Source organism: Bradyrhizobium aeschynomenes, assembly GCF_013178945.1.
Lineage (GTDB): Bacteria > Pseudomonadota > Alphaproteobacteria > Rhizobiales > Xanthobacteraceae > Bradyrhizobium > Bradyrhizobium aeschynomenes.
Window position 1 is genome coordinate 48,743 of record NZ_JABFDM010000012.1, and the last position, 25,111, is coordinate 73,853.

Genomic DNA, 25,111 nt, shown 5'->3' on the forward strand with positions numbered 1-25,111 from the left:
CCGCTGTTTTTGCAACGCAACCGAGATAGTGTCCCGGCTTCGCGACAACGGTCCATGGTCGGCTGGCGCGCCCCACTCGGAATAGGATTGCCCGCGATGTTCGAACGACTGAGCCGCCAGCCCGATGATCCCCTGCTCGCCCTGATCGGCATCTTCAAGGCCGATCCGCGCGCCGGCAAGGTCGATCTCGGCGTCGGCGTCTACCGCGACGAGGCCGGCAACTCGCCGATCTTCCGTGCCGTGAAGGCCGCCGAGCGCCTGATCTGGGAGAACCAGAGCAGCAAGTCCTACATCGCGCCGGAAGGCGACCAGGCCTTCCTCGACCTGCTGTGGACGATGGTCGGCGGCAAGGCCTCTCCCGTCCATGCCGCCGGCGTGCAGACCCCCGGCGGCTCCGGCGCGCTGCGGCTTGCCGCCGACCTGATCCGGCAGGCCGGCACCGGCAAGATCTGGCTCGGCCTGCCGAGCTGGCCCAATCACGCCGGCATCTTCGAAGCCGCGGGCCTCGCGATCGAGACCTATCCCTATTTCGACGTCGCCTCGCAGACGCTTCAGCTCGATCGCATGCTGGAGGCGCTGCGGCGCGCCGCGCCCGGCGATGCCGTCCTCATCCACGCCTCCTGCCACAACCCCACCGGCGCCCCGCTGACCGCGCAGGACTGGGCCCGCATCACGGACGTGATCGCGACCCGTGGTCTCGTGCCGCTGATCGACTCTGCCTATCAAGGCTTCGGTGCAGGTCTCGACGGCGACGCCGCCGGGCTGCGCGGAATGATCGCGGCCGTCCCCGAGGCGCTGCTCGCGGTGTCCTGCTCGAAGTCCTTCGGCCTCTACCGCGAGCGGACCGGCGCGCTGTACGCCGTCGCCGACGCGCAGGCCACGGCCGAGACGGCACGGTCCAATCTCGTCGCGCTCGCCCGCACCAGCTATTCCATGCCGCCCGACCATGGTTCGGCGATCGTGAAGACGATCCTCGGCACGCCGGAGCTGTACGCCGACTGGAGCGGCGAGCTCGAAACGATGCGCCAGCGACTTGCGGCGCTGCGCCACGCCTTCGCCGAGGCGCTCGGCGGCCGCTGGTCCAACACCGTCGCCATCGGCGTCCAGCAGGGCATGTTCTCGCTGCTGCCGGTGACGCCGGCGGAGGTGATGACCTTGCGCGAGAAGCACGGCGTGTACATGCCGACCTCCGGCCGCATCAACATCGCAGGCCTCAAGCTCGCCGACGTCGCGCGGGTCGCCGGCCTGTTCAAGTCGCTCTGAGGCGGCGAGCGTCGAGATGACCGGCGTGACCGAGGCGGTGGTGCAGGAGCGTCACAAGCTTTACGAAGACGCGATGGCGCTGACCTTGGGCACGCTGTTCGTGTCGCTCGGCATGCTCATCTATAGCAAGACATTGCTGCTGGTCGGCAGCACCGCCGGGCTGTCGCTGCTGCTGAGCTACGTCAGCGGCTACGGTTTCGGGGTCAGCTTCTTCCTGATCAACCTGCCGTTCTATGCGCTGGCGATCCGGCGCATGGGCTGGCCATTCACGATCCGCACCTTCGTGGCCGTCGCCCTGGTTGCGGTGTTCTCCCGGCTGACGACGATTTGGGTCAACATCAGCCATATCGACCCGCTCTATGCGACGGTGATCGGCGCCGGCCTGACCGGGACCGGCCTCTTGATGCTGTTCCGCCATCGCACCGGGCTCGGCGGCATCAACATCCTCGCGCTTTATCTGCAGGAGCACTGGAAGGTCCGTGCCGGCTATTTCCAGCTCGCGGTGGATGCGCTCATCATGATCGTCGCATTCTTCGTGATTCCGGTCGACCGGCTGGCCCTGTCGGTCCTGGGCATCGTGATCGTCAACGTCATCATCGCCATCAACCACAAGCCCGGGCGCTACATGGCGCTGAGCTGAGGCGCCCCACACGGCCACCCGCGCCGGATGCCGCACTGCCGCGCCGCACCTTGCCAGACGGCTCATTCCATGGGATGAAAGCTCTGGTATGCCAGCAATCGAGGCAATGGTTACCGCCTCCGTCCGCCCCTCCGGGGCGTCTGACGGCCTCCTCGGTGCGCGCTGGATCACCAATAAGAAAAGCAAACGCACAATCTCAAGCCAATCTCTGGGGAGACCAAGGCATGGCACGCAATATTCTGATTCTCGGAGCCTCCTATGGCTCCCTCCTCGGCACCAAGCTGCTGATGGCCGGCCACAATGTGACGCTGGTCTGCCGCAAGAAGACCGCCGAACTAATCAATCGCGAGGGCACGGAAGTCCGCATCAAGCTGCGCGACGAGCCCACCCACCGTTCGATCTTCTCGCGCGACCTGCCCGGCAAGCTCGACGCCGCCACGCCCGACAGTGTCGACCTGTCGCGTTACGATCTGGTCGGCCTTGCGATGCAGGAGCCGCAATACACCAACCACACCATCCGCGTGCTGATGGTCAAGATCGCCGAGGCCAAGCTGCCGTGCCTCTCGATCATGAACATGCCGCCGCTCCCCTACCTCAAGCGCATCCCGGCGCTGGCCAACAGCGATCTCGAAGAGGCTTACACCAACGCCCAGGTCTGGGAGCGCTTCACCCCTGGTCTGGTGACACTGTGCTCGCCGGATCCGCAGGCGTTCCGTCCGCCGGAGGAAGGCGCCAACGTGCTGCATGTCGGCCTGCCGACGAACTTCAAGGCTGCCGCCTTCGAGGACGAGAAGCACAATGCGCTGCTGCGTGAGCTGGAGCGCGACATCGATGCCGTCAGGCTCGATGGCCAGGACGTGCCGGTGAAGCTCAAGGTGTTCGACTCGCTGTTCGTGCCGCTGGCGAAATGGTCGATGCTGCTGACCGGCAACTACCGCTGCATCACGCGCGGCGAGCCGCAGGCGATCCGCGATGCCGTGCATGGCAATCTCGCTCTGTCGAAGTCGATCTACGAGCATGTCGACGCGATCGCGCGCAAGCTCGGCGCCGATCCGAGCGACCAGGTGCCGTTCGAGAAATACGCCAAGGCCGCCGAGAGCCTGCTCAAGCCGTCCTCGGCGGCGCGCGCGGTCGCCGCCGGTGCCCCCTTCATCGAGCGCGTCGACCTGCTGGTGAAGCTGATCGCGCAGCAGATCGGCATGCCCAGCGCCGAGATCGACCAGACGGTGCAGACCGTCGATTTCAAGCTCAACGAGAAGATCGTGCTGGGCGGCTCGACCGCGCAGTGACGCACGCGCTGCGGTCGGCGCCCGCAAAGCCGGGGGCGCGACATCGTCCGTAACGAGATGTGACTTTGCAGGAACGCGCGGCCATCGCATGGTTCGCGCGTTCTTTGATTCACATCGTTCGGAATAAAGATGCCGCCCTCCGGGCCTCTCGCTCTCCCCCTGCAGGCCCTGAGCTGGCTCGGCAACCAGGGCACGCGCGCGATCGTCGCGGTGCTGCTGGCGGCGATCGCGGTGCCGCCGCTCGGCGAGCTGGCGCGGCCCTACGTCACCGAAGCGATTTTTCTACTGCTCTGCATCTCATTCATGCGCGTCGACGTCGCGATGCTGCGCGCCCATCTGCGCCGCCCGCTGCTGGTGGTGGCGGCAACCGCCTGGACCACCATCGCCGTGCCCGGCCTCGTCGGCAGCATCGCGCGCCTCACCGGCGCCGATGCCGCCGCACCCGACCTCACCCTCGCGCTGATGCTGCAGGCGACGGCTTCGCCGATGATGGCCTCGCCGGCGCTCGCGGCCTTGATGGGACTCGACGCCACGCTGGTGCTGATCACGCTGGTGACCTCGACCGCGCTGGTACCGCTGACGGCGCCGGTGTTCGCCTATGTCTTCATGGGCGAGACCTTGTCGCTATCCCCGGCGACGCTCGGGCTGAAGCTCGCCGGCATTCTCGCCGGCGCGCTGGCTGCGGCCACCGCGATCCGCCTCGTCTTCGGCATCGAGACGATCCGCCGCCACCGCGCACCGATCGACGGCTTCAACATCTGCATTCTGTTCGTGTTCGCTTCCGCCATCATGGCGCACTTTCTGGCTGATCTGCTGGCAGCCCCGTTCCGCATGCTGGGACTCGCGGTGCTCGCCTTCGCGGTGTTCTTCCTGCTGCTGGGGACGACGGTGCTGCTCTTCCGCAACGCCGGCCGCGAGCGCGCGATGGCGCTGGGCATGATGGTGTCGCTGCGCAACATGGGGCTGATGCTGGCCGCGACCGAAGGCGCAATCCCGGGCACCACCTGGCTGTATTTCGCGATGAGCCAGTTTCCGATCCACCTGGCGCCGCAGCTGTTGCGCCCATTCGCCGAACGCCTGCGCGCTGCGCCAGGTCCATCCGGTGGAAACGATCAGGCCTTGATCAGTCCTGCACGGGAATGAGGCAGCGCAGCATCACGGCGCCGCGGCCACTCGGTCATTAGGAAGGCTGCTATCAAGTCCGACATGCTTGTTGCTGGCGCGCACGGTCAACGCTACGCTCCGCGCGTTGGTGCAGGAGGAATATGTGACAACATCAGACGATCAGAAGATTTCAGAGGACCGCCGCGAGGCGCTGCGCTACGCGCTCGCGATCGGCTCCGGCGCCGCGCTGGCGTCGGCCATGACGACGACGCCCGCCTCGGCGCAGGCCGCTGGCGACAACACGCTCGACCGCGTGCGCGCCAACAAGGTGCTGCGCATCGCCGTGCTGCCGGGCGAGCTGCCTTATTTCAACAAGGACCTCGCGTCGGGCACCTGGTCCGGCTTCTCGATCGAGATGGCCAACGACATCGCCAAGCTGCTCGACGTGAAGCTGGAATATGTCGAGTCGACCTACGGCAATTCGGTGCTCGATCTGCAGGCCGGCAAGATCGATCTCGGCTTCGCGCTGAACCCGACGCCGCAGCGCGCGCTGGTGATCGATTTCTGCGGCACGGTGTTCCCGCATCCGTTCGGCGCCATGCTGAAGAAGGGCATGGAGGCGAAGACCTGGGCCGACATCAACAAGCCCGAGGTCAGGATCGCCGTCGACGTCGGCTCCGCCAACGAGGCCGTGGCCCGGCGCTTTGCGCCGAATGCGACCATCAAGTCGCTGAAGTCGCGCGACGAGGTGATGCTGGAGATGGCGTCCGGCCGCGTCGACGTCGTCGTCAACGCGCTGATCCTCGGGCTCACCGCGATCGCCAAGAACCCCAATCTCGGCACCTACAAGATCCTGCAGTCGCCGTCGGTCGCCATCCCCTCCAGCATGGGCGTCCGCCGCGAGGCCGACAAGCGCTGGCGCGACTTCCTGGCGGTGTGGATCGACTATAACAGAGGCATCGGCCAGATGCGTGAATGGTTCGTCAAGGGCCTCGGCCTTGCTGGGGTCAAGGCCGAGGACGTCCCGGTCGAAGTGAATATCTGACGCCATCGCCACACGCACCCGCCGTCATTGCGAGGAGCGCAGCGACGAAGCAATCCAGGGCTACGCGTGCCGCCCTGGATTGCTTCGCTGCGCTCGCAATGACGGTGAGGATGTTGCTACGCCGAGCCTCTCACGCCTTGTCGTAGCTCATGCCGCGCTCGAAGCGCCGGCCCACGAGCGTCGCCGGAAACAGGATCGCGAAGTAGATGATCGCGATGATGGTGTAGACCTCTAGCGGCCGGTAGGTGTCGGCGTTGATCAGCGTCGCGTTGTAGACGAGATCCGGCACCGCGATCACCGACACCAGCGAGGTGTTCTTCAGCTGCGTGACCGACTGGTTGACGTAAGGCGCGAGCATCGGCTTCAGCGCCTGCGGAAGGATCACGAGCCGCATCATCCGCCAGGGCCGCAGGCCGAGCGCGCGGGCGGCGTCCCATTGGCCGCGCGGCACGCTCTCGATGCTGCCGCGGATGATCTCGGCGTAGAACGCCCCGCCATACAGCGACAGCACCGTGACGGCCGCGACATGCGCGGGAATGTTGACGCCGATCACCACCGGAAACGCGTAGTAGAACCAGATGATCTGCACCAGCAGCGGCGTGCAGCGGAACAGCTCGATATAGGCGATCAGCAGCCAGTCGATGACCACGGGCCGTCCGAGGCGGACGATGCCGACGACGAGTCCGATGATCGTGCCGAGCAGGATGGTGCCGAGCGTATAGGCCATGGTCCAGCCGAGCCCCACCCAGAACAGATGGCTGTACTTGGCGAGGATGGCGAAATCCCAGGTGTAGTTCATCGCAGCTCCGAGGTGGCGCGCTCGCGGCCCATCACAGATACCGGCCCGGAGCAAACGCCGAGGCGTCGAACGATGGCGCCTCGCCGGCGATCATCGCGGCGATCGCCGCGCCCGTGGCCGGCCCCGTGGTGAAGCCGATGTGCTGATTGCCGAATGCAAGCCACAGGCCGGGATGTCGCGGCGCCGGCCCGATGATCGGCAGCGAATCCGGCAGGCTCGGCCGCGACCCGCGCCAGGGCTGCGCCACCGCATCACCGAACTCGACCACGCCCCGCGCCAACGGCACCACCTGCTCGAGCTGGGAAAAGTTCGACGGCGCGTCGCGATCGGTCAGCTCGACGCCGGAGGTCACGCGCACGCCGTTCTCCATCGGCGTCATCAGGAAGCTGCCTTCGGCATCATGGATCGGCCGCAGCAGCTGTCGCGAGGGGTTCGGCGCAAACTCCTGGTGATAGCCGCGCTCGAACGCCATCGGCACGCGATAGCCGAGCGGCCTCAGGATGTCCGGCGACCACGGCCCGAGCGCGACCACGACGTGACGGGCGCGGACCTCGCCGTCGCCGAGCACCACGCGCCAGCCGTCCCCGTCCGACAACAAGGCCCTGATCTCGGACTGCCTGAGCACGCCGCCCGCCCCCTCGAACATCCGCGCATAGGCTTTGGTCACGTTGCCGGGCGAGTCGACCGACGCCGTCTGGCTGTGCAGCAGGCCCACTTTGTAGACCGGCAGCATGTTCGGCTCGAGTGCCGAGATCGCCTGTCGGTCCAGCAACTCGCTCTTGATGCCGTACTCGGCAAGAAAATCCTGCTCGGCCTTGGCCGCGCCGAGCGCCTCGCTGCGCCACGCCTTGAGCCAGCCGGTCTCACGGATGCGCTGCGGCTCGCCCGATCGGACGATCCAGTCGCGATGCAGCTTCAGCGAAGCGCCGATCAGGCCGTGCAGCGCGGTCGCGCGCGGCCTGACGCGGGACTCCACCGCATTGGCCAGGAAGCGCAACACCCATTCGACGTTGCGCAGCGTCCAGGCCGGATCCCAGCGCAGCGCCGCGCTGTTGTTGCCGAGATAGGACGGCAGCGCCCGAAACAGCGAGGGCCTGTTGAGCGGCAGGATCGAGCCGGAGGAGAGAATGCCGGCGTTGCCGTACGAGGTCTCCTCGCCCGGCGCCTTGCGGTCGACCAGCACCACCGACAGCCCGCGCTCGCGAATGGCGTAGGCCGCGGAGACGCCGACGATCCCGGCTCCCAGCACGATGACGTCGGCGGCCTGCGGAGGACTCTGCATTGATCTGAAATCCATCTACATCAGGGTCAGGCCGCCATCGACCGGCAGCACGGCGCCGGTGATGTGGCCGGCATCTTTCGACAGCAGGAAGCCGACCGCGGCCGCGATGTCGTCCGGCTCGGCGAGCCGCGCCTGCGGATTGGCCGCCGCGGCCTTCTGCCAGGCTGCCGGATCGAGCGAGCCGAGCCGGCCTTCATCCTTGCGGGTATAGCCGGGCACGACGACGTTGGCGGAGCCGCCGGTCGCGGCGAGCTCGATGGCGAGACACTTCACCAGCGCCTCCAGCGCCGCCTTGGCGGCGGCCGATGCCGGAAACGTGCCGCCCGGCAAGAAGCGATGCGCAACGAAGCTGGAGATCGCGACGACCCGCGCCGCCCCGCTCTGCAGCAGGTCCGGCAGCGCCGCGCTCGCCAGCTCATGAAAGGCGGCCGGCATCACCGCCAGGGAGCGGTCGAGCCCGTCCCGCGGCAGGTGCCGAAAACTGCGGCGATCGGCAAAGCCGGCGGCATGCACCAGCGCGTCGATGCGGCCGAACGTGGTCCGCGCCGCCATCGCCAGCTCGGTCGCGACACCGGGCTTCGCCAGGTTGCCGCAATGGAAGCCGACCTCGGCACCGGCCTGCCGGCACGCCGCGGCGACATCGCGCAGACGCGCGAGCCCGGCGTCGTCGGCGCCCTGCCCGTGCAGCATCAGTCCCTGCCCAGGCGCGGCCACGCGCCGCGCAACGGCAGCGCCGATGCCGGCTCCGCTGCCGGTGATGATGGTGACACGCATCGCGTCCTGATCCGCCCCTCGATTTCGCGGGGCGGACTATAGGTCTCACACCTGCCGATGCCAACACGCGGACGGACATGCGCCGATGTCCGCCGCGCGGGACTGCATCTCAGCTTCGGCCGTCAGAGAACCCAGGCGAGGCTCAGCACTTGGCGCCGACGCTGCAGGTCTTGGTCGATTGCGAGATCGTGCCGCCGGCCAGGCGACATGCGGCGGCGTTGGCGTTCACGCAGGCCACCTTCGCGGAGGTGCAGCCCGCATGGTCGTTCTTCACACATAGCGTCTCGCTGTAGGTGCTCAGAACGTTGCTGCCCTTCTTGCAGACACACATCCCGGTGACCTCGGCCTTCGCGGCAAAGGCGCGGTCGTGACCGCCGACCGAAACAGCAACAAACAAAATCAGCGACAGAAATACACGCATCATATCCTCCATCGGGAGTGGCAATATGCATACTATGCGCGCTTCCTACCCATGACACAACTTGAAATTGTTTCAATTGGAATCAATACGCGGCGTCGAGAACCGACACCGTGCGTCTGTAGAACTCGGCCGCGCGGACATGCGTCTGGCCGATGCAGACGACACCCAGCTTGCCGAACTCCGACAATGCCCCGATCAGGTGGAAGGCGACGCCTTCGCCCGCGGCAGCGTGGAAGTGAAGGCCGTTGACCACGGCGATGTCGACGAGATCGTCGGGCGTCAATCCGCGATAGGCGCGGCTTTCGAGATTGTCCGACGCGTAGTAGCAGCGCGGCTGACCGGCGGGCGTGAGGAATTCGCCGCTCCCAGGATCATAGCGGCCGTCCGTGAGGAACTGCAGCAACAGGAACGGATGCGTGGTGCCGCCCTTGCGCAGATTGATCTCGATCGCGACGTGGCGCCAGTCCGGCCCGTCGCGAACGGAGATGAAGTCGACCCCGAGCCGGCCGATCACGCCCTTGCGTGCGAGCGCCTCCGCGACCGCCATGCCGCGGGCCTGGATGTCACGGCGATAGTCGCCATCAGCGGGAAACCGGCAGCCGAGAAAGATCTGCCCGCTCGGTCCGCCCAATACCTGATCGTGGGTCGAGACTGCATCGACCCGGCCGAGCGGGTCGATGCGCAACTGCGCAGACGGCGACTGCTTGACGTGCCCCGGAATGAACTCCTCGACGATGCCGCCCATCCCGCGCAGCTTGGCTTCGAAGATCTCCCAGCTCATGCCGCGGGCTTCGAACGCCATGTCCGGCAGGCGATCGCGCAGCCACTGCGGCAGGCCGTGATCGTCGGGAGCCGCGCTGAGATCGATGATGGCGTTGCCCTCGCCGGAAAACCCTTCGTTGAGCTTCACCACCGCCTTGCGCAGCTCCGGCCTGCGGCGCTTCAGCTCCGTCAGCGCATCGGTGAGCGCTCCGGCATCGGAGAGATCCTCGAAGCCGTCGGGCAGATCGATGCCGACCTCCTTGAAGATGCGGCGCGAGCCACTCTTGGATCCCCATGACGACAGCGCCGGATCGCAGCCATAGATCGGCAAACCCAGTGCGAGCGCCAGCCTGCGCTCCAGCTCGCTCACGGTGAAGCAGCTCAGATGCCCCGGGCCGCCCTGCGCGAGCGCCGCGCGAAGGCGGCCGAGAAGACGCGGACGCGCGAGGATCTTCTGTGTCAGCGGAGCGGCGGAAGCATCATCGCAGGACAGCAGCGTCAATCTCGCGCGGGCGTGCCCGCCTGGCACGCCGGGCAGCAGGTGCAGATAGTAGTCGATGATGGTCTCGGAGATCGCCGTACTCGTGAGATAGATCACGCGGGTGCGCGGCATGCGCAGCAGGAGAAGCAGGCACAGCATGCGCTCCTCGTAGTGATGCACGCCGGAGACCTTCGCGAGCACCTCGGGATCGAGGCTCAGGCTCGGCACGATCACCACCGTGCGCGGCAGGCCGGGATCGTCGAACAGCGCCGTGTAGGAGGCAGCGAACTGCGCCTGCAGCGCGGCGAACCGGGCGCGCTCGGCAGCGCCGATGCCGTCCTGCGGAGCGAGCGCGGCGCCCGTCATTTGCGCGACCTCTGGGGATCGTTGAGCCGCCGTCCGTCGCGGCCGATGCGGTGCATGAGATAGCCGAGACAGTCGAGCCTGACGGCATCGGGATCGCGCGTCAGCATCGCCGGGATGGCGTCCTGCGCCAGACGGATGTCGCCGCCGCCATAGTCGAAGTAATCATCGCCGTCTTCGGCGGCGACGACCTCGAGCCGGCAGGTCCCGGCATGCGTTCCGAACGACACGCCGGCCTCGAGCTCGGCGAAATTCAGATGATCGAGATCCGGGCGGAAGCGGAAATCCGCATCGCTGCCGTCAAATGAGAACGATGCAGCCGCCGGAACCTTGATGATCGCGAAGGTCCGCATCAGATCGATGTCGGCATCGCCGACTGGATGGCCGGGAAAGTGCTGCAAGGTCAGGGCCGCCTCGATCAGCTCGACGGCATGCGCGACCCCCGCCTCCGCGCCCGGCTGACCGCATTCGACAGTGATGGCCGGACACAGCCGCGACAAGGCCGCCGATTGCACGCCGACAGGCTCCTCGAAGTACACGACGGTGCGGCCGAACAGCCGCGCCAGCTGCAACGTGTCGTCGTCGCAGCGATTGACGCAGGCATAATGCGGGTTGTTGCCGGTGTTGTTGTGGATGTCGATGCTGGCGAACAGCTGCGCACCCGCGGCGCTCGCCACGACCTCGCGCATGACGGCGGCCTCCGGCGACGAGGACTCCGCGGTGCCGGGCCAGGCGCGGTTGTAGTCGTGCTGACCGGGCAGCGTGCGCACGCCCGCCCTTGCGGCAGCGACGTTGCCGACGAGCAGCTTGATGGCACGGGCCTGCGGCCTGCCTCGCGCGCGCCTCAGGACGGTCTGGATGGCACGCCAGCCGGTGTCCTCATTGCCGTGCAGCAGCACGCTGACAAACAGCGTGCTGCTCTGCCGGCCCGGCAGATCGAACAGCGACGGCCCGGGCAGATGCCGCCACAGCTCCGACGCCGGTACGTCGAGCAGCACGTCGGGAAAGTGATCGAACCTTGCGAGCGAGAGCGGACGACTCTCGCCCGGGCACGCCGCGCGTTCAGCGCCATCAGCCGTCAATTTATCCTGCCTCGAGAGCCGCGCAATTCGACGAGCCTAGTCTCGCCCTGCCCCCTGCCCACTGATTCAGATCAACCAGCGGCCACGGTGCGCGCGGCCCGCCGCAGCGCCTGCGGCGGCTGGCCGAAGGCGCGGATGAAGGCGCGGCGCATCCGCTCGGGATCGCGAAAGCCGGTCGCTGCGGCGACCAGCTCGATCGGCTGGTGCGAGGCCTGCACGCGATCGCGCGCGACCTCCAGCCGCAGGCGCTCGATCGCCTTGGACGGCGTGGTGCCGGTCTCGGCGACGAATGCGCGGGTGAAATGGCGCGTGCTCATGCCGACGCGCTCGGCGAGGTCATCCACGGTCAGCGGCGCATCCAGATGCTCGCGCGCCCAGGTGAGCAGCTCGGCAAAGCGGCCATTCGGCGCCTTCAGCTCCAGCAGCGAGGAGAACTGCGACTGCCCGCCGCTGCGGCGATGATACAATACAAGCTGACGCGCGGTCTTCTGCGCGATCTCCTCGCCGTGATCCTCGGCGATCATCGCGAGCGCGAGATCGATGCCTGCAGTGATGCCGGCCGAGCTCCAGATCTGGCCGTCGCGGACATAGATGCTGTCCGGCTCCAGCTTGACGTTCGGATAGGTGCGCAGGAACTGCCGCGTGCGCTGCCAGTGCGTGGTCGCCCGCCGCCCGTCCAGCAGGCCCGCTTCGGCCAGCACAAAGGCGCCGGAGCAGACGCTGGCCACGCGGGTGCCGCGGCCCGCAAGCTTCTGGACGAAATTGAGGGTGCATGCATTGCGGCTCGCCGCCTCCACCCCGTCGCCGCCGGCAATCAGCAAGGTCGAAAACGCCGAGACGGGACCGAATTTCCGCGCCACCATCTCGACCCCAGACGACGATCGCACCGGGCCCGGCTGCGCCGCAATCACCCGGATCGACGGTGCAGCCCGCGCATAACGCGCGGCGATTTCGAACACCGAGATCGGTCCGGCGGCGTCGAGCAGTTGGAAGTCGGGGAAGATCAGCACGCCGATCATGCAGAGGCTCCGCGAGCGCCTGTCCGAAATCGAGGGAACTTCGACATATGAGACGGCCAGGGGATCATGCAGGATGGCGGGCGTCAACCCTTGTTCCGAACGAGCGCACCATGGCCGAACCGCTTTCGATTGCCCTTGTCCTGTTCCCGCATGTCACCCAGCTCGATCTCACCGGCCCCGTGCAGGTGTTCTCGAGCGTGCCCGGCGCCACACTCCACCTGGCCTGGAAGAGCCTCGAGCCCGTCCCGACCGACTCGGTGCTGACCTTGCTGCCGACCACGACCTTCGCCGACTGTCCTCAAGCCGACGTGATCTGCATTCCCGGCGGCTTTGGCGTCGACGCCATCCTCAACGACGCTGAGGTCATCGACTTCATCCGACGCCAGGCGGCGGGTGCGAAATACATCACCTCGGTGTGCACCGGCTCGCTCGCACTCGGCGCCGCCGGCCTGCTCGACGGCTATCGCGCTGCGACCCATTGGAGCGCGCGCGAATGCCTGCCGCTGTTCGGCGCAACCGTCAGCACCGAGCGCGTCTGCATCGATCGCAACCGCATCACCGGCGGCGGCGTCACCGCCGGTATCGATTTCGCGCTGACCCTGGTGGCGCAGCTGGTCGATCGAAGGACCGCGGAAGCGATTCAACTCCGGCTCGAATACAACCCGGCGCCGCCCTTTACGGCCGGTTCGCCGGACACCGCCCCGCCCGAGGTACTGTCAGGCATGCTGGAGCGGATCGCACCGTTCCGGAAGCAGCGCATCGCCGCGGCGGAGCGCGCGGCAGCCGCTCTCAGTCCGCAGCCACGTTGACGGCGGCAAGCTCCTGGGATCTGGGCTGCCGGACAGCAAAAAAGGCCGCCCGAAGCATCGGACGGCCCGTTGAACAGATGATCCCCAGCAAAATCGAATCAGCTGCCGGGGGTCCAGGGCTGATAATCGCCCGTCGCCTTCGGGCGGCGGCCGCTGGCCAGGGTCGATCCCGCCGGGCGATAGGCGAGCGGCGTACCGGTCAGATTCGGCTGGTGCGGCTTCTCCCATTCGCGCGGCTTGTAGCCGTCCTGCGTCGGCGGCACATCGACCATGTGATGCATCCAGGCGTGCCATTCCGGCGGAATGCGGCTGGCTTCGGCGAGGCCGTTATAGATTACCCAGCGTCGCTCGAAATGCAGCACCGGGTCGATCTTGCCGCCGGCAGTCCGATAATAGCGGTTGCCCTGCGCGTCCTGTCCCACCAGCTCGCCGAAACGCCAGGTCCACAGCTGAGTGCCGAAGGTCTGGCCGTTCCACCACGTAAAGAGCTTGAGAAAGAACTGTTTCATGCGCCTGGGGCCGGTTCTGTGAAGATCCCGGCTCTGATGCCACCGCGCTTGCGACTTGTCCAGTGTCGCCCGGCCGGCGCCCGCGACGACGCAACGGTTCGCACCGGGGAACGACATCCGCTGCCTGCGGTTAGGTCACTTTCCCCTCATGGAGCGACATCGATGACCAAACTGAAGACATTGAGCGCCGCCGCGGCCGTGGCGCTGATTCTGCCGCTGGCGGCAGCGACGACGAGCTTCGCCCAAGGTCCCGGCGGCGGCGGTCGCGGTCCGGGCGGCGGCGGTGCGGCGATCGGCGGTGGCGGTGGCGGTGGCGGTGCAGCCATCGGCGGCGGTGGCGGCGGCGCGATGGGCGGCGGCGCTGCAATCGGTGGCGGCGGCGGACGCGGCGGCTTCGCGGGTGGCCCGGGTGGCGGCGGCAGCTTCGCTGGACGTGCAGCCGTTGGCGGCGCAGGCATGATGGGCCGTGGTCCGGCGGCAGGAGCCAATGTCGCCGTGAACAATGGCGGCGGCCGCGGTAATTGGAGCGGCGGCAATTGGAGTGGCGGCGGCTGGCGTGGCGGTCACCACGGCGGCTGGCGCCACCGCGGCGGCGGCTTCTGGCCGGGCGTGGGCGTAGGGGTCGGGGTCGGCCTCGGCAGCTCCTATGCCTACTACAATGATCCGTACTACTACGGAAACGGCTACTACAACGACTACTCCTACTACGACGACTCGGCCCCGGTCGCCGTCGTCGGCGCGGAGCGAGACGATGCGTACTGCGTCCGGCGCTTCAAGTCCTACGATCCAGCTTCGGGGACCTATCTCGGCTATGATGGACAGCGTCATCCCTGCCCGTAAAACGCAGCGGAATTCCATCACACGACAACAGGGGCGGCGAGGTAACTACCTCGCCGCTTTTGCTTTCGAGAACGCCTCAATGGTGCTTGTTCTGTGTCCGATCCGCCACGTTGTCGACTGGAATTCGACGAAATTTCAACGATGTGCCCCGCGGCGTGCAGATGTATTGCGCGTTCCGGTCCAATATCCATCGAGTACTTGATTCTGCTTGGATGAGCTGAACGCAGGCCCGGTTGACTACTGCTGATGGAAACTCGATCGCGCAGACCCGAGCGCAGTGCAGAGCACTGCGCTCCGACGGTCGTGTCGCTCTCGAACGCGCCAAAAACTTTCGAACAAGGAGGCGCGCCTTGCCGACATATCATCACCGCTTTCGACGCGGCGGCACCGGAACTCGGGTGCATCAAGCTGGCCGGGACCATCCCCGAGCTGCATGCGATCCATGTCGATGACTGAGACACGCGGATGATTCATCAGCGCCTCGCTTTGGGGCTCGGGCTTGGAACTCTGCTGGCGATCGGCGCTGCGTCGACCGCGCTCGACATCAAGTCGCGCCAAGACGCGGCCTGGGTGACCTCGTCGTTGAACATCCTGCAGCGAACCTCGGATCTGCGGCTGTTGATCAGCGAAGCCGAAGCCACCTCGCGAGGATTCGCGCTCACGGGGACCGAGCCGTTTCGCGCCGAGTTCAATGTGGTCAACGCCAAGATCCCTGCCGCCGTCGCCGATCTGCAGCGCGCGGTTGCCGACAGCCCGATGCCGGCGCAGCTCCTCAATCAGACCGAAGCCCTCATCAGCCGCAGGCTCGAGATCGCCTCGGACGTGATCCGTCTGCGCGCGGCATCGGACCGCGCTGGGCTGGAGGCGCTGGGCAGCAGGGCCGAGGGGCCGGCGACCATGAGCGCGATCACCGCCAATCTCGATCGGTTCGTCGCCGATCAGCGCGAGCTGCTGGCGCAGCGCTCGGCGACGTCGAAGGCCACGGGAGCGCTGCTGCTGGCGATCGACCTGTGCGGCCTGGCGCTGGTGCTGATCATCGCCGGGTACCTGATCCGCCGTGCCTACCATGACGATCAGCTGCTGCGGGCCTCGCTGGTCCGCTCCGAGGCCGAAGCCGTCTCGCTGGCCGAAAGGGCCGAGAAGCAGCATCTCGATCTGGTCGAGGCTCACGAGAAGCTGCGCCATTCCGCCGAGATCCTGCAGAGCACGTTCAACAGCATGGCCGAAGGCGTGCTCGTGATCGACGCCGCCGATACCGTCGTGTTCTCCAATCCTGCCGTCGAGCACCTGCTCGGCTATCGGCACGGCCGCAAACTGTCCGAGGTCAGGTCGCGGCTTCGCGTCTATGAGAGTGACGGCATGACGCCGATTGCGGCACACGATCTGCCGACGCCGCGCGCCTTGCGGGGCGAGTCGTTCGACCGGCACGAGGTCATCGTCCACCAGCCCGACCGGGACGAAACGCTGCGCCTGATGATCAGCGGCCGGCCGCTGCGCGACTCGGCAGGAGGCATCACCGGCGCGGCGATGGTCTATCACGACATTACGACGGCGCACGAGACCGAGCGCCTGCTGCAGCAGGCGCAGAAGCTGGATGCGATCGGCAAGCTCACTGGCGGTGTCGCGCACGATTTCAACAACATGCTGACGATCATCACCGGCACCATCGAGACGCTGGCCGACGAGGTGAAGGACCGCCCCTCAGCCGCCGCCACGGCCGCGCTGATCGGCCAGGCTGCCGATCGCTGCACCGAGCTGATCCGGCATCTGCTGGCCTTCGCCCGCAAGCAGCCGCTGCATCCGCGCGACAGCGACGTCAACAGCACGATCCTGGACATCGCCAAGCTGCTGCGACCGACGCTGGGCGAGCAGATCGAGATCAACTCGATCCTGGAGGAGGAAACGCTGATCGCGCATATCGACTCCGCGCAGCTCGCCAACTCGCTGGTCAACATGGCCATCAACGCCCGCGACGCGATGCCCAATGGCGGCAAGCTGCTGCTCGAATCGCGCCGGGTGGAGCTCGACGAAGCCTACGCGGCAGCCAATGCCGGCGTGACCCCGGGCTCCTATGTCATGGTGGCGGTGAGCGATACCGGAACCGGCATGTCGCCAGAGGTTCGCGACCGCGCCTTCGAGCCGTTCTTCACAACCAAGGAGGCCGGCAAGGGCTCGGGCCTCGGCCTGAGCATGGTCTACGGCTTCGTCAAGCAATCCGGCGGCCACATCAAGATCTACAGCGAGGAAGGACGTGGCACGACGATCCGCCTCTACATTCCGATGCCCAAGGGCCTGCCGGCCATCCCCGCCCCGCCCGAGCCGCCGCCGCCACGCGGCGACGAGACGATCTTCATCGTCGAGGATGATCCGCTGGTGCAGGACTTCGTCGTCTCGCAACTCCAGAGCCTCGGCTACAAGACCATCACCGCGTCGACCGGTGTCGAGGCGCTGGCGAAGATCGACACCGGCCAGCCTTTCGATCTGCTGTTCACGGACGTCATCATGCCCGGCGGCGTCAATGGCAAGGAGCTCGCCGAGGAGGCGCTGCGGCAACGTCCCGGCACCAAGGTGCTCTACACGTCCGGCTATACGGACAACGCCATGGTCGAGCACGGCCGCATCGACCAGGCCGCGTTGCTCCTCACCAAGCCGTATCGCAAGTCGGAGCTGGCCCAGATGGTGCGGCGCGCATTGGTCGGCCCGGCGCAGGACACGTCGACCGCCGAGGCGCAACGGCGCGCGCATTCATCCTGACCGCCGCCCGGCATGCGGACCGAGAGCGACCTGACAAATTGAGATGGAACTCAAACGGACGATTGGCAGGACGCGCGCTCTTGCTTACAACTCATGACATTACCTAACCGAATTGTTCGCCATTCACGATAGAGCAACTCATAATCACGATGCGGCTTGATCGACCGCGCGCATCCAGCGCTCCTGGACAACAGCAATGATTCGCCGGCGCGTGGCGATCGGGCTTGGCCTTGGAACGCTGCTCGCAGTCGGTGCAGCGTCCACGGCGCTCGACCTCAAGGCGCGACGCGACACCGCCTTGGTCGAGCACACGATGGAGGTTCTCGAAAAGGCGTCCGAGCTGCGCCTGTTGCTGCGGCAGGCCGAAGCAGCCTCGCGCGGCTTTGCCTTGTCGCGCGCCGACCGGTTCGCCGCGGAGTTCCAGGAGACCAGCGGCCTCGTTCCGGCCGCCTGGGCGGAGCTGCGCCAGCTCGTCCGTGACAACTCCGCGCAAAGCGAGCGTCTGCGGTCGATCGACGGCGTGGTGCAGCGGCGCATCGAGCTTGCCGGCGAACTGATCCGTCTTCAAGCCGCGAACGATCGCAACGGCCTGCAGGCCCTGATGGCGAACGCCCCAGGTTCTGCGGCGATGACGACGATCAACGAGACGCTCGATGCCTTCACCGAGCAGGAGCGCCGCCTGCTCGCCGAGCGTGGCGCGACATCGCGGCAGACTGGAACCTGGCTGCTGGCGATCGATCTCGCCGGCGTCGCCATCGTGCTCGCGATTGCGGCCTATCTGGTCCGGCGCGCCTACTTGTCGGACCGGGCACTGCGGACATCCCTCACCCGCTCGCAGGCCACCGCGACCTCGCTGGAGGCCCAGGCGCTGCAGCAGCGAGGCGATCTCGCCGCCGCCTATGACGAACTGCGCCGCTCCTCCGCCATTCTCGAAAACACCTTCAACAGCATGGCCGAGGGCGTGCTGGTGGTCGATCCCGAGGGCACGATCATGCTGGCGAACCAGGCGGCGGGCCATTTCCTCGGAACCGATGTCGGCAAGACCTTCGCCGAAATGCTCGCCGCGAACCGCTTCTACGAGAGCGACGCCACGACGCTGATTGACGACCGGGAGCTGCCGATTGCGCGCGCGTTGCGCGGGCTCTCGTTCGATCGCCGCGAGGTCGTCGTCAAGCCGACCGACGGCCGGCCGCAATTCCGCCTGATGGTCAGCGGGCGGCCGCTGCGCAATTCGGCAGACGCGATCAGCGGCGCGGCACTGGTGTATCACGACGTCACGGAGGTCCACGAGATCGAGCGGCTGCTGCAGCAGGCGCAGAAGCTCGATGCCATCGGCAAGCTCACCGGCGGCGTCGCGCACGACTTCAACAACATGCTGACGATCATCACCGGATCGATCGAAATGCTGATCGACGCCGTTCACGACCGGCCGGCGGCGGCCGAGCTCGCCGTTCTCATCAGCAGGGCGACCGACCGCTGCACCGAGCTGATCCGTCATCTGCTTGCGTTTGCACGCAAGCAGCCGCTGCGGCCGCGTGACATCGACGTCAACGCCACGGTGGAGGACATCGCCAAGCTGCTGCGGCCGACGCTGGGCGAGCAGGTCGAAATCAGGACCATTCTCGCCGAAGGCGATCTCATCGCCCACGTCGATTCCGCGCAGTTGGCGAACTCGCTGGTGAACATGGCCATCAACGCGCGCGATGCGATGCCGGACGGCGGCAAGCTGCTGCTGGAGACGATGAAGACTGTGCTCGACGAGGCCTATGCAGCGGCCAATCCCGGCGTGGCGCCGGGCGCCTATGTCATGGTCGCCGTCAGCGACACGGGCGCCGGCATGCCGACGGATGTCAAGGACCGCGCGTTCGAGCCGTTCTTCACCACCAAGGATGCCGGCAAAGGCTCCGGCCTCGGGCTCAGCATGGTCTACGGCTTCGTCAAGCAGTCGGGCGGCCACATCAAGCTCTACAGCGAGGAGAACCGCGGCACTACGATCCGGCTCTATCTGCCGGCGGCGCACATGCTGCAACAGAACGAGCCGGAGCACGCGCAGGTTCTGCCGCGCGGCACGGAGACCATCCTGGTCGTCGAGGACGATCCGCTGGTGCGCGACTTCGTGCTCGCCCAGCTTGAGGGCCTCGGCTACACCACGCTCGTCGCCTCACACGCGGCGGAAGCGCTGACCATCGTCGCGCAGGGCCAGCCGTTCGATCTGCTGTTCACCGACGTCATCATGCCCGGCGGCATCAGCGGCAGCCAGCTTGCGGACACGATCATGGCGACGCGTCCCGGGCTTCGGGTGCTCTACACCTCCGGCTATACCGACAATGCGATCATCGAGAACCGGCAGCTCCTGCCCGACGCTCTGCTGCTGACGAAGCCCTATCGCCGCGCCGAGCTTGCCCAGATGGTCCGCCGCGCCCTCGACGGCGCGCCGGCGGGCGGAGCTAGCCCCGCGTCGCCAGCGCCACTGCCCCGAGCGTGAAGGCGAGCGCGGCGATCTGCCCTGCGCCGAGCGGCTCGCGCAGCGCGATCGCGGAGGCCACGACGCCGATCACCGGCACCGCCATGGTGCCGATCGCCGCCACCGAGGCCGGCAGCCGCGCCAGCGCCGCGAACCAGGCGACATAGGCGACGCAGAACTGGATCACGGTCGAATAGAACATCAGCGCCCAGTCGAGCTGGTCGAGCTTCGTCCAGTCCGACGTCTCCAGAGCGAATCCGACGATCACGATCGGCACGCAGCCGATGCCGATCTGCCAGGCCGCGGCCGACAGCGGCGGCAGCTTGATCGGCAGCTTCTTGGCCATGACCGTGCCGAGCGCGAAGCCGAACGCGCCGCCCAGCACCATCAGGATGCCCGGCAGCTTGTCGCGGCTGGCGTTGAGGCCATTGGCGCCCATGATCGCGGCAAGGCCGGCGAAGGCCAGCACCAGCGCCAGCACGCGCAACACGGTCGGCCGCTCGCCGAGGATCGGCCACGCCAGCAGCGAGGCCCACACCGGCATCGTGTAGGCGATCAACGCCGCCTCGCTGGCCGGCAGCCACAGCAGCGCCAGCCCCATCAGCACCATCCAGGCGGTGACGTTGAGCATCCCCGCCAGGATCAGCCGCGGCCAGATTTCGCGGGGGACCACCAGACTCTGGCTCCTGATGACCGCGAGCAGCGCCAGCAGCAGCGCGCCGACCACGCCGGTGGTGCCGCGCAAGGTCAGCGGCGGCAGCACGCCGACCAGGTGCTTGGTCACAGGCCAGTTGAAGCCCCAGCCGAGCGAGGTGATGGCGAGGAACATCAGCCCGGCGGGCGTGATCCGCCCGCTGGCCGTTGGCTTGTCTGTCATGGAATCACCGGCACCGTCCGTGGGAGTCCGAGCTTGCCGGCGTTCTCCCGGCCACACCAGGGATTGTGGGGCATGCCTGCCCCGCGCCCTGCCCGTAAGGCGCCGTGAGTCCCGCCGATGCAAGCAAAACACACCCGTGTGACGCGAATAAATTTGCCCCTGTGAACAGCGGGACGAAGCCCTGTGGACAGGGCGCCCGCCAAATTTTTTTGGTTTCGAATCCGTGTGGACTCGCCGATAGTTACGTCCATCACGATACCGGCAATCGCCCTGGTTATCCCGTACTTTCCCCCATATTTAGTGTTTGGTTAGGGAACCCCCACTAGTCCTTGACGGGGGAAGCGGAGTCGTCCTAGCTTCCGGCCCGGTTCGGCGCTTGATCGTGTTTCTCGTTTCGCCGCCCGCCTCCCAGAAGGGTTTGAGGACGACCGCGCCAGAAGGCCAGAAGGCCCGGCGTGCGGCTTGTCGTCTGTCCCGCGGCGGGGTGGTCGCGATGACGGGGCTGCGAAGGCCCCCACTAGATGTGGGGGCTGTCTTGCAGCGGCGACGGAGCCGGACGGCACGCGTGAGGCGTTGAAGAGAGACGGGACCGGGCGACCGGTTGAACTGCGGCGGCACACGAGATCTCGGGGATGGGACTCGCAGGCCACCGCCTTTGGATGCAATGATCCCGGCCGCCAAACGCGGTCCGGCAAGAACAATTGGGGCTCGCGATGCGGATTGAACGGCGCAACACCACCGAAGGACAGTCTCCCTATGCAGGGATCGACTTCCGCCTGACCACGTCCGAGATCAAGAATCCGGACGGCTCGGTGGTGTTCCGGCTCGAGAATGTCGAGGTCCCCGAGTTCTGGTCGCAGGTCGCCTCCGACGTGCTGGCGCAGAAGTATTTCCGCAAGGCCGGCGTCGCCGCACGCCTGAAGAAGGTCGAGGAAGAGACGGTGCCGTCCTGGCTGTGGCGCTCGGTGCCCGACACCGACGCGCTCGCCGCCCTGCCGGAGAACGAGCGCTACGGCAGCGAGCGCTCGGCCAAGCAGGTGTTCGACCGCCTCGCCGGCTGCTGGACCTATTGGGGCTGGAAGGGCAACTACTTCTCCTCGGAAGAGGACGCGGTCGCGTTCTACGACGAGCTGCGCTTCATGCTCGCCAAGCAGATGGTCGCGCCGAACTCGCCGCAATGGTTCAACACCGGACTGCACTGGGCCTATGGCATCGACGGCCCCGGCCAGGGCCACTATTACGTCGACTACAAGACCGGCAAGCTGACCAAGTCGAAGTCGTCCTACGAGCATCCGCAGCCGCACGCCTGCTTCATCCAGGGCGTCGAGGACGACCTCGTCAATGACGGCGGCATCATGGACCTGTGGGTGCGCGAGGCGCGCCTGTTCAAATACGGCTCCGGCACCGGCTCCAACTTCTCGCGGCTGCGCGGCGAAGGCGAGAAGCTGTCGGGCGGCGGCCGCTCGTCCGGCCTGATGAGCTTCCTCAAGATCGGCGACCGCGCCGCCGGCGCGATCAAGTCGGGCGGCACCACCCGCCGTGCCGCCAAGATGGTCGTGGTCGACGCCGACCATCCGGACATCGAGGCCTATATCGACTGGAAGGTGAAGGAGGAGCAGAAGGTCGCCGCTCTCGTTACCGGCTCCAAGATCAACCAGAAGCACTTGAAGGCCGTGATGAAGGCCTGCGTCAATTGCGAGGGCTCCGGCGACGACTGCTTCGACCCCGAGAAGAACCCGGCGCTCCGTCGCGAGATCAAGCTCGCGCGCCGCGCGCTGGTGCCCGACAACTACATCAAGCGGGTCATCCAGTTCGCCCGCCAGGGCTACAAGGACATCGACTTCCCGATCTACGACACCGATTGGGATTCGGAGGCCTATCTCACGGTCTCCGGCCAGAATTCCAACAATTCGGTGTCGCTGAAGGACGACTTCCTCCGCGCCGTCGAGACCGACGGCGACTGGAGCCTGATCGGCCGCACCAACAAGAAGGTCGTCAAGACGCTGAAGGCCAGGGACCTCTGGGAGAAGATCGGCCACGCCGCCTGGGCCTCGGCCGATCCCGGCCTGCACTTCAACACCACGATGAACGACTGGCACACCTGCAAGGCGTCCGGCGACATCCGCGCGTCCAATCCGTGCTCGGAATACATGTTCCTGGACGACACCGCGTGCAACCTGGCGTCCGCCAACCTGCTGACGTTCTACGACACCAAGACCAAGCAGTTCGACGTCGCCTCCTACGAGCATCTCTGCCGGCTCTGGACCGTCGTGCTCGAGATCTCCGTGCTGATGGCGCAGTTCCCGTCCAAGGCGATCGCCGAGCTGTCCTACGAGTTCCGCACGCTCGGCCTCGGCTACGCCAATATCGGCGGCCTGCTGATGACCATGGGCCTGTCCTACGACTCCAAGGAAGGCCGCGCGCTGTGCGGTGCGCTCTCGGCGATCATGACCGGCATCGCCTACAAGACCTCGGCCGAGATGGCCGGCGAGCTCGGCGCCTTCCCCGGCTACAAGAAGAACGCCGCGCACATGCTGCGCGTCATCAAGAACCATCGCCGCGCGGCGAAGGGCGAGGCCACCGGCTATGAGGCGCTGTCGGTCAACCCGGTGCCGCTCGACCACGCCCACTGCCCGCAGGTCTCGCTCGTCAGCCACGCCATCCAGGCCTGGGACGACGCGCTCGCGCTCGGCGAGACCAACGGCTATCGCAACGCCCAGGTCACCGTGGTCGCCCCCACCGGCACCATCGGCCTGGTGATGGATTGCGACACCACCGGCATCGAGCCCGATTTCGCGCTGGTGAAGTTCAAGAAGCTGGCCGGCGGCGGCTACTTCAAGATCATCAACCGCGCGGTCCCCGAGGCGCTGCGCGCGCTCGGCTATCGCGAGAGCGAGATCGCCGAGATCGAGGCCTATGCCGTCGGTCACGGCTCGCTGTCCAACGCGCCTGGCATCAACGCCTCGACCCTGAAGGCCAAGGGTTTCACCGATGAAGCCATCGCCAAGGTCGAGAAGGCCTTGCCGACCGCGTTCGACATCAAGTTCGTGTTCAACAAGTGGACGCTTGGCGAGGACTTCATCACCAGGCAGCTCGGCGTCTCCGCGGAAGCTCTGGCCTCCCCGACCTTCGAGCTGCTCGCCGCCATCGGCTTCACCAAGCGCGAGATCGAAGCCGCCAACGTGCACATCTGCGGCGCGATGACGGTCGAGGGTGCTCCGCACCTGAAGGCCGAGCACTATGCGGTGTTCGATTGCGCCAATCCCTGCGGCAAGATCGGCAAGCGCTATCTCTCGGTCGAGAGCCACATCCGCATGATGGCGGCGGCGCAGCCGTTCATCTCGGGCGCGATCTCCAAGACCATCAACATGCCGAACGACGCCACGGTCGAGGACTGCAAGGCGGCGTATCTTCTGTCCTGGAAGCTCGCGCTGAAGGCCAACGCGCTGTACCGCGACGGCTCGAAGCTGTCGCAGCCGCTCAACTCGCAGCTCATCAGCGACGACGAGGACGAGGACGATGCGGTCGAGTCCTTCTACGAGAAGCCGATGGCCGCGCGTGCGACCCAGGTCTCGGAGAAGATCGTCGAGAAGCTGGTCGAGCGCATCGTCGTGATGCGCGAGCGCGAGAAGATGCCGGATCGCCGCAAGGGCTACACCCAGAAGGCGGTCGTCGGCGGCCACAAGGTGTACTTGCGCACTGGCGAGTATGATGACGGCCGTCTCGGCGAGATCTTCATCGACATGCACAAGGAGGGCGCGGCACTGCGCTCCTTCATCAACAACTTCGCCATCGCGGTGTCGCTGGGCCTGCAGTACGGCGTGCCGCTGGAGGAGTATGTCGACGCCTTCACCTTCACCCGCTTCGAGCCGGCCGGCCCCGTCCAGGGCAACGACTCGATCAAATACGCGACGTCGATCCTCGACTACGTGTTCCGCGAGCTCGCCGTCAGCTACATGTCGCGCTTCGACCTCGCCCATGTCGACCCCTCCGAGAGCAATTTCGATGCGCTCGGCCGCGGCGTCGACGAAGGCAAGCCGTCGGAGGACGGCCCGAGCCAGCAGGCCGCAAAATACGTCTCGCGCGGCCTGACCCGCTCCCGCACCGACAACCTCGTCGTCATGCGCGGCGGCACGTCAGGCGGTCACGCTGCCTCCGTTCCCTCCCCCCTCGTGGGGGAGGGTCAGGGAGGGGGGCCCCGGATCTCCGCTCTCTCGACTTCGCGCGCCGGCGACGCCATCGAAGGCGCCGTCGCCCTGAAGCAGGAAGCGCAACACGACCTCTCGCCCACCGAGAAGCTCGAGGCCCTGCAATGGAGCAAGGCCGGCACCGCCAACGCGCAAGTCGCCTCCAAGGCCGAACGCCGCGCCGAAGCCAAGGCTAGGGGTTACGAAGGCGAGATGTGCTCGGAGTGCGGAAATTTCACGCTGGTGCGGAATGGCACCTGCATGAAGTGTGATACGTGCGGCAGCACGACGGGGTGTTCGTGAGGAACGCCAAGTCTTATTATCTTGTTGTGCTCGAGCCGCTAGCG

At 66.7% G+C, this 25,111-nt stretch carries 19 protein-coding genes; 10 read left to right on the forward strand and 9 right to left on the reverse strand.

All coding sequences use genetic code 11. From position 1 onward, the window contains the following. Window positions 1–96 precede the first annotated feature (96 nt). From HL666_RS27690 to HL666_RS27710, 5 genes are all read left to right on the forward strand, one after another. Complete coding sequence (locus HL666_RS27690) at window positions 97–1,263, forward strand: amino acid aminotransferase (protein ID WP_172184698.1); 1,167 nt, start codon at window positions 97–99, stop codon at window positions 1,261–1,263. A 16-nt stretch (window positions 1,264–1,279) separates the two neighbouring features. Then, window positions 1,280–1,903 (forward strand): YitT family protein, encoded by a 624-nt coding sequence (locus tag HL666_RS27695; RefSeq protein WP_172184700.1) that lies wholly within the window; start codon window positions 1,280–1,282, stop codon window positions 1,901–1,903. Between the two features lie 224 nt (window positions 1,904–2,127). After that, window positions 2,128–3,192: a ketopantoate reductase family protein gene (locus HL666_RS27700; RefSeq protein WP_172109453.1), complete on the forward strand. Its 1,065-nt coding sequence runs from the start codon at window positions 2,128–2,130 to the stop codon at window positions 3,190–3,192. 129 nt (window positions 3,193–3,321) lie between these two features. Further along, complete coding sequence (locus HL666_RS27705) at window positions 3,322–4,335, forward strand: bile acid:sodium symporter family protein (protein WP_172184702.1); 1,014 nt, start codon at window positions 3,322–3,324, stop codon at window positions 4,333–4,335. Between the two features lie 124 nt (window positions 4,336–4,459). After that, the gene (locus HL666_RS27710) at window positions 4,460–5,341 is read left to right on the forward strand and encodes a transporter substrate-binding domain-containing protein (protein ID WP_172184704.1); all 882 of its coding nucleotides are present in this window, start codon (window positions 4,460–4,462) and stop codon (window positions 5,339–5,341) included. Between the two features lie 130 nt (window positions 5,342–5,471). Here the strand turns inward: HL666_RS27710 and HL666_RS27715 are convergent, their stop codons facing one another. From HL666_RS27715 to HL666_RS27745, 7 genes are all read right to left on the reverse strand, one after another. Beyond that, window positions 5,472–6,140 carry an amino acid ABC transporter permease gene (locus HL666_RS27715; protein ID WP_172109456.1) on the reverse strand — a complete coding sequence of 223 codons (669 nt, stop codon included), beginning with the start codon at window positions 6,138–6,140 and terminating at the stop codon, window positions 5,472–5,474. A gap of 31 nt (window positions 6,141–6,171) precedes the next feature. Next, window positions 6,172–7,422 carry an NAD(P)/FAD-dependent oxidoreductase gene (locus HL666_RS27720; protein ID WP_172184706.1) on the reverse strand — a complete coding sequence of 417 codons (1,251 nt, stop codon included), beginning with the start codon at window positions 7,420–7,422 and terminating at the stop codon, window positions 6,172–6,174. 15 nt (window positions 7,423–7,437) lie between these two features. Next, window positions 7,438–8,196, reverse strand: coding sequence for an SDR family NAD(P)-dependent oxidoreductase (locus tag HL666_RS27725; protein WP_172184708.1), 759 nt, complete (start codon window positions 8,194–8,196; stop codon window positions 7,438–7,440). 142 nt (window positions 8,197–8,338) lie between these two features. Then, window positions 8,339–8,617, reverse strand: coding sequence for a hypothetical protein (locus HL666_RS27730; protein WP_172184710.1), 279 nt, complete (start codon window positions 8,615–8,617; stop codon window positions 8,339–8,341). An 82-nt stretch (window positions 8,618–8,699) separates the two neighbouring features. Next, window positions 8,700–10,226 carry a peptide ligase PGM1-related protein gene (locus HL666_RS27735; protein WP_172184712.1) on the reverse strand — a complete coding sequence of 509 codons (1,527 nt, stop codon included), beginning with the start codon at window positions 10,224–10,226 and terminating at the stop codon, window positions 8,700–8,702. After that, on the reverse strand, window positions 10,223–11,305 hold the full coding sequence (locus HL666_RS27740; RefSeq protein WP_172184714.1) for a M14 family metallopeptidase: 1,083 nt from the start codon (window positions 11,303–11,305) through the stop codon (window positions 10,223–10,225). The genes HL666_RS27735 and HL666_RS27740 overlap by 4 nt, the downstream gene beginning before the upstream one ends. Window positions 11,306–11,376: 71 nt before the next feature. Continuing rightward, window positions 11,377–12,324 carry a GlxA family transcriptional regulator gene (locus tag HL666_RS27745; protein ID WP_172132055.1) on the reverse strand — a complete coding sequence of 316 codons (948 nt, stop codon included), beginning with the start codon at window positions 12,322–12,324 and terminating at the stop codon, window positions 11,377–11,379. Between the two features lie 110 nt (window positions 12,325–12,434). On the opposite strand from HL666_RS27745, the gene HL666_RS27750 reads away from it, so the two are divergent. Continuing rightward, a complete protein-coding gene (locus tag HL666_RS27750; RefSeq protein ID WP_172109463.1) occupies window positions 12,435–13,133 on the forward strand; it encodes a DJ-1/PfpI family protein in 699 nt (232 codons plus the stop codon). A gap of 98 nt (window positions 13,134–13,231) precedes the next feature. Here the strand turns inward: HL666_RS27750 and HL666_RS27755 are convergent, their stop codons facing one another. Then, window positions 13,232–13,642, reverse strand: a complete 411-nt coding sequence (locus HL666_RS27755) for an NADH:ubiquinone oxidoreductase subunit NDUFA12 (protein ID WP_172109464.1) — start codon at window positions 13,640–13,642, stop codon at window positions 13,232–13,234. A gap of 162 nt (window positions 13,643–13,804) precedes the next feature. Between HL666_RS27755 and HL666_RS27760 the strand changes: the two genes are divergently transcribed. The 3 genes from HL666_RS27760 to HL666_RS27770 all read left to right on the forward strand — a co-directional run bounded on the left by HL666_RS27760 (window position 13,805) and on the right by HL666_RS27770 (window position 19,721). Beyond that, a complete protein-coding gene (locus HL666_RS27760) occupies window positions 13,805–14,482 on the forward strand; it encodes a BA14K family protein (RefSeq protein WP_172184716.1) in 678 nt (225 codons plus the stop codon). A gap of 465 nt (window positions 14,483–14,947) precedes the next feature. Further along, the gene (locus tag HL666_RS27765) at window positions 14,948–17,236 is read left to right on the forward strand and encodes a CHASE3 domain-containing protein (protein ID WP_172109466.1); all 2,289 of its coding nucleotides are present in this window, start codon (window positions 14,948–14,950) and stop codon (window positions 17,234–17,236) included. Window positions 17,237–17,432: 196 nt separating this feature from the next. Next, window positions 17,433–19,721, forward strand: a complete 2,289-nt coding sequence (locus tag HL666_RS27770) for a CHASE3 domain-containing protein (protein ID WP_172109467.1) — start codon at window positions 17,433–17,435, stop codon at window positions 19,719–19,721. Here the strand turns inward: HL666_RS27770 and HL666_RS27775 are convergent. Further along, window positions 19,684–20,577, reverse strand: coding sequence for a DMT family transporter (locus tag HL666_RS27775; RefSeq protein WP_172184718.1), 894 nt, complete (start codon window positions 20,575–20,577; stop codon window positions 19,684–19,686). The two genes, HL666_RS27770 and HL666_RS27775, sit on opposite strands and share 38 nt — an antisense overlap. A 713-nt stretch (window positions 20,578–21,290) precedes the next feature. Between HL666_RS27775 and HL666_RS27780 the strand changes: the two genes are divergently transcribed. Continuing rightward, a complete protein-coding gene (locus HL666_RS27780; RefSeq protein WP_172184720.1) occupies window positions 21,291–25,067 on the forward strand; it encodes a vitamin B12-dependent ribonucleotide reductase in 3,777 nt (1,258 codons plus the stop codon). Window positions 25,068–25,111 lie beyond the last annotated feature (44 nt).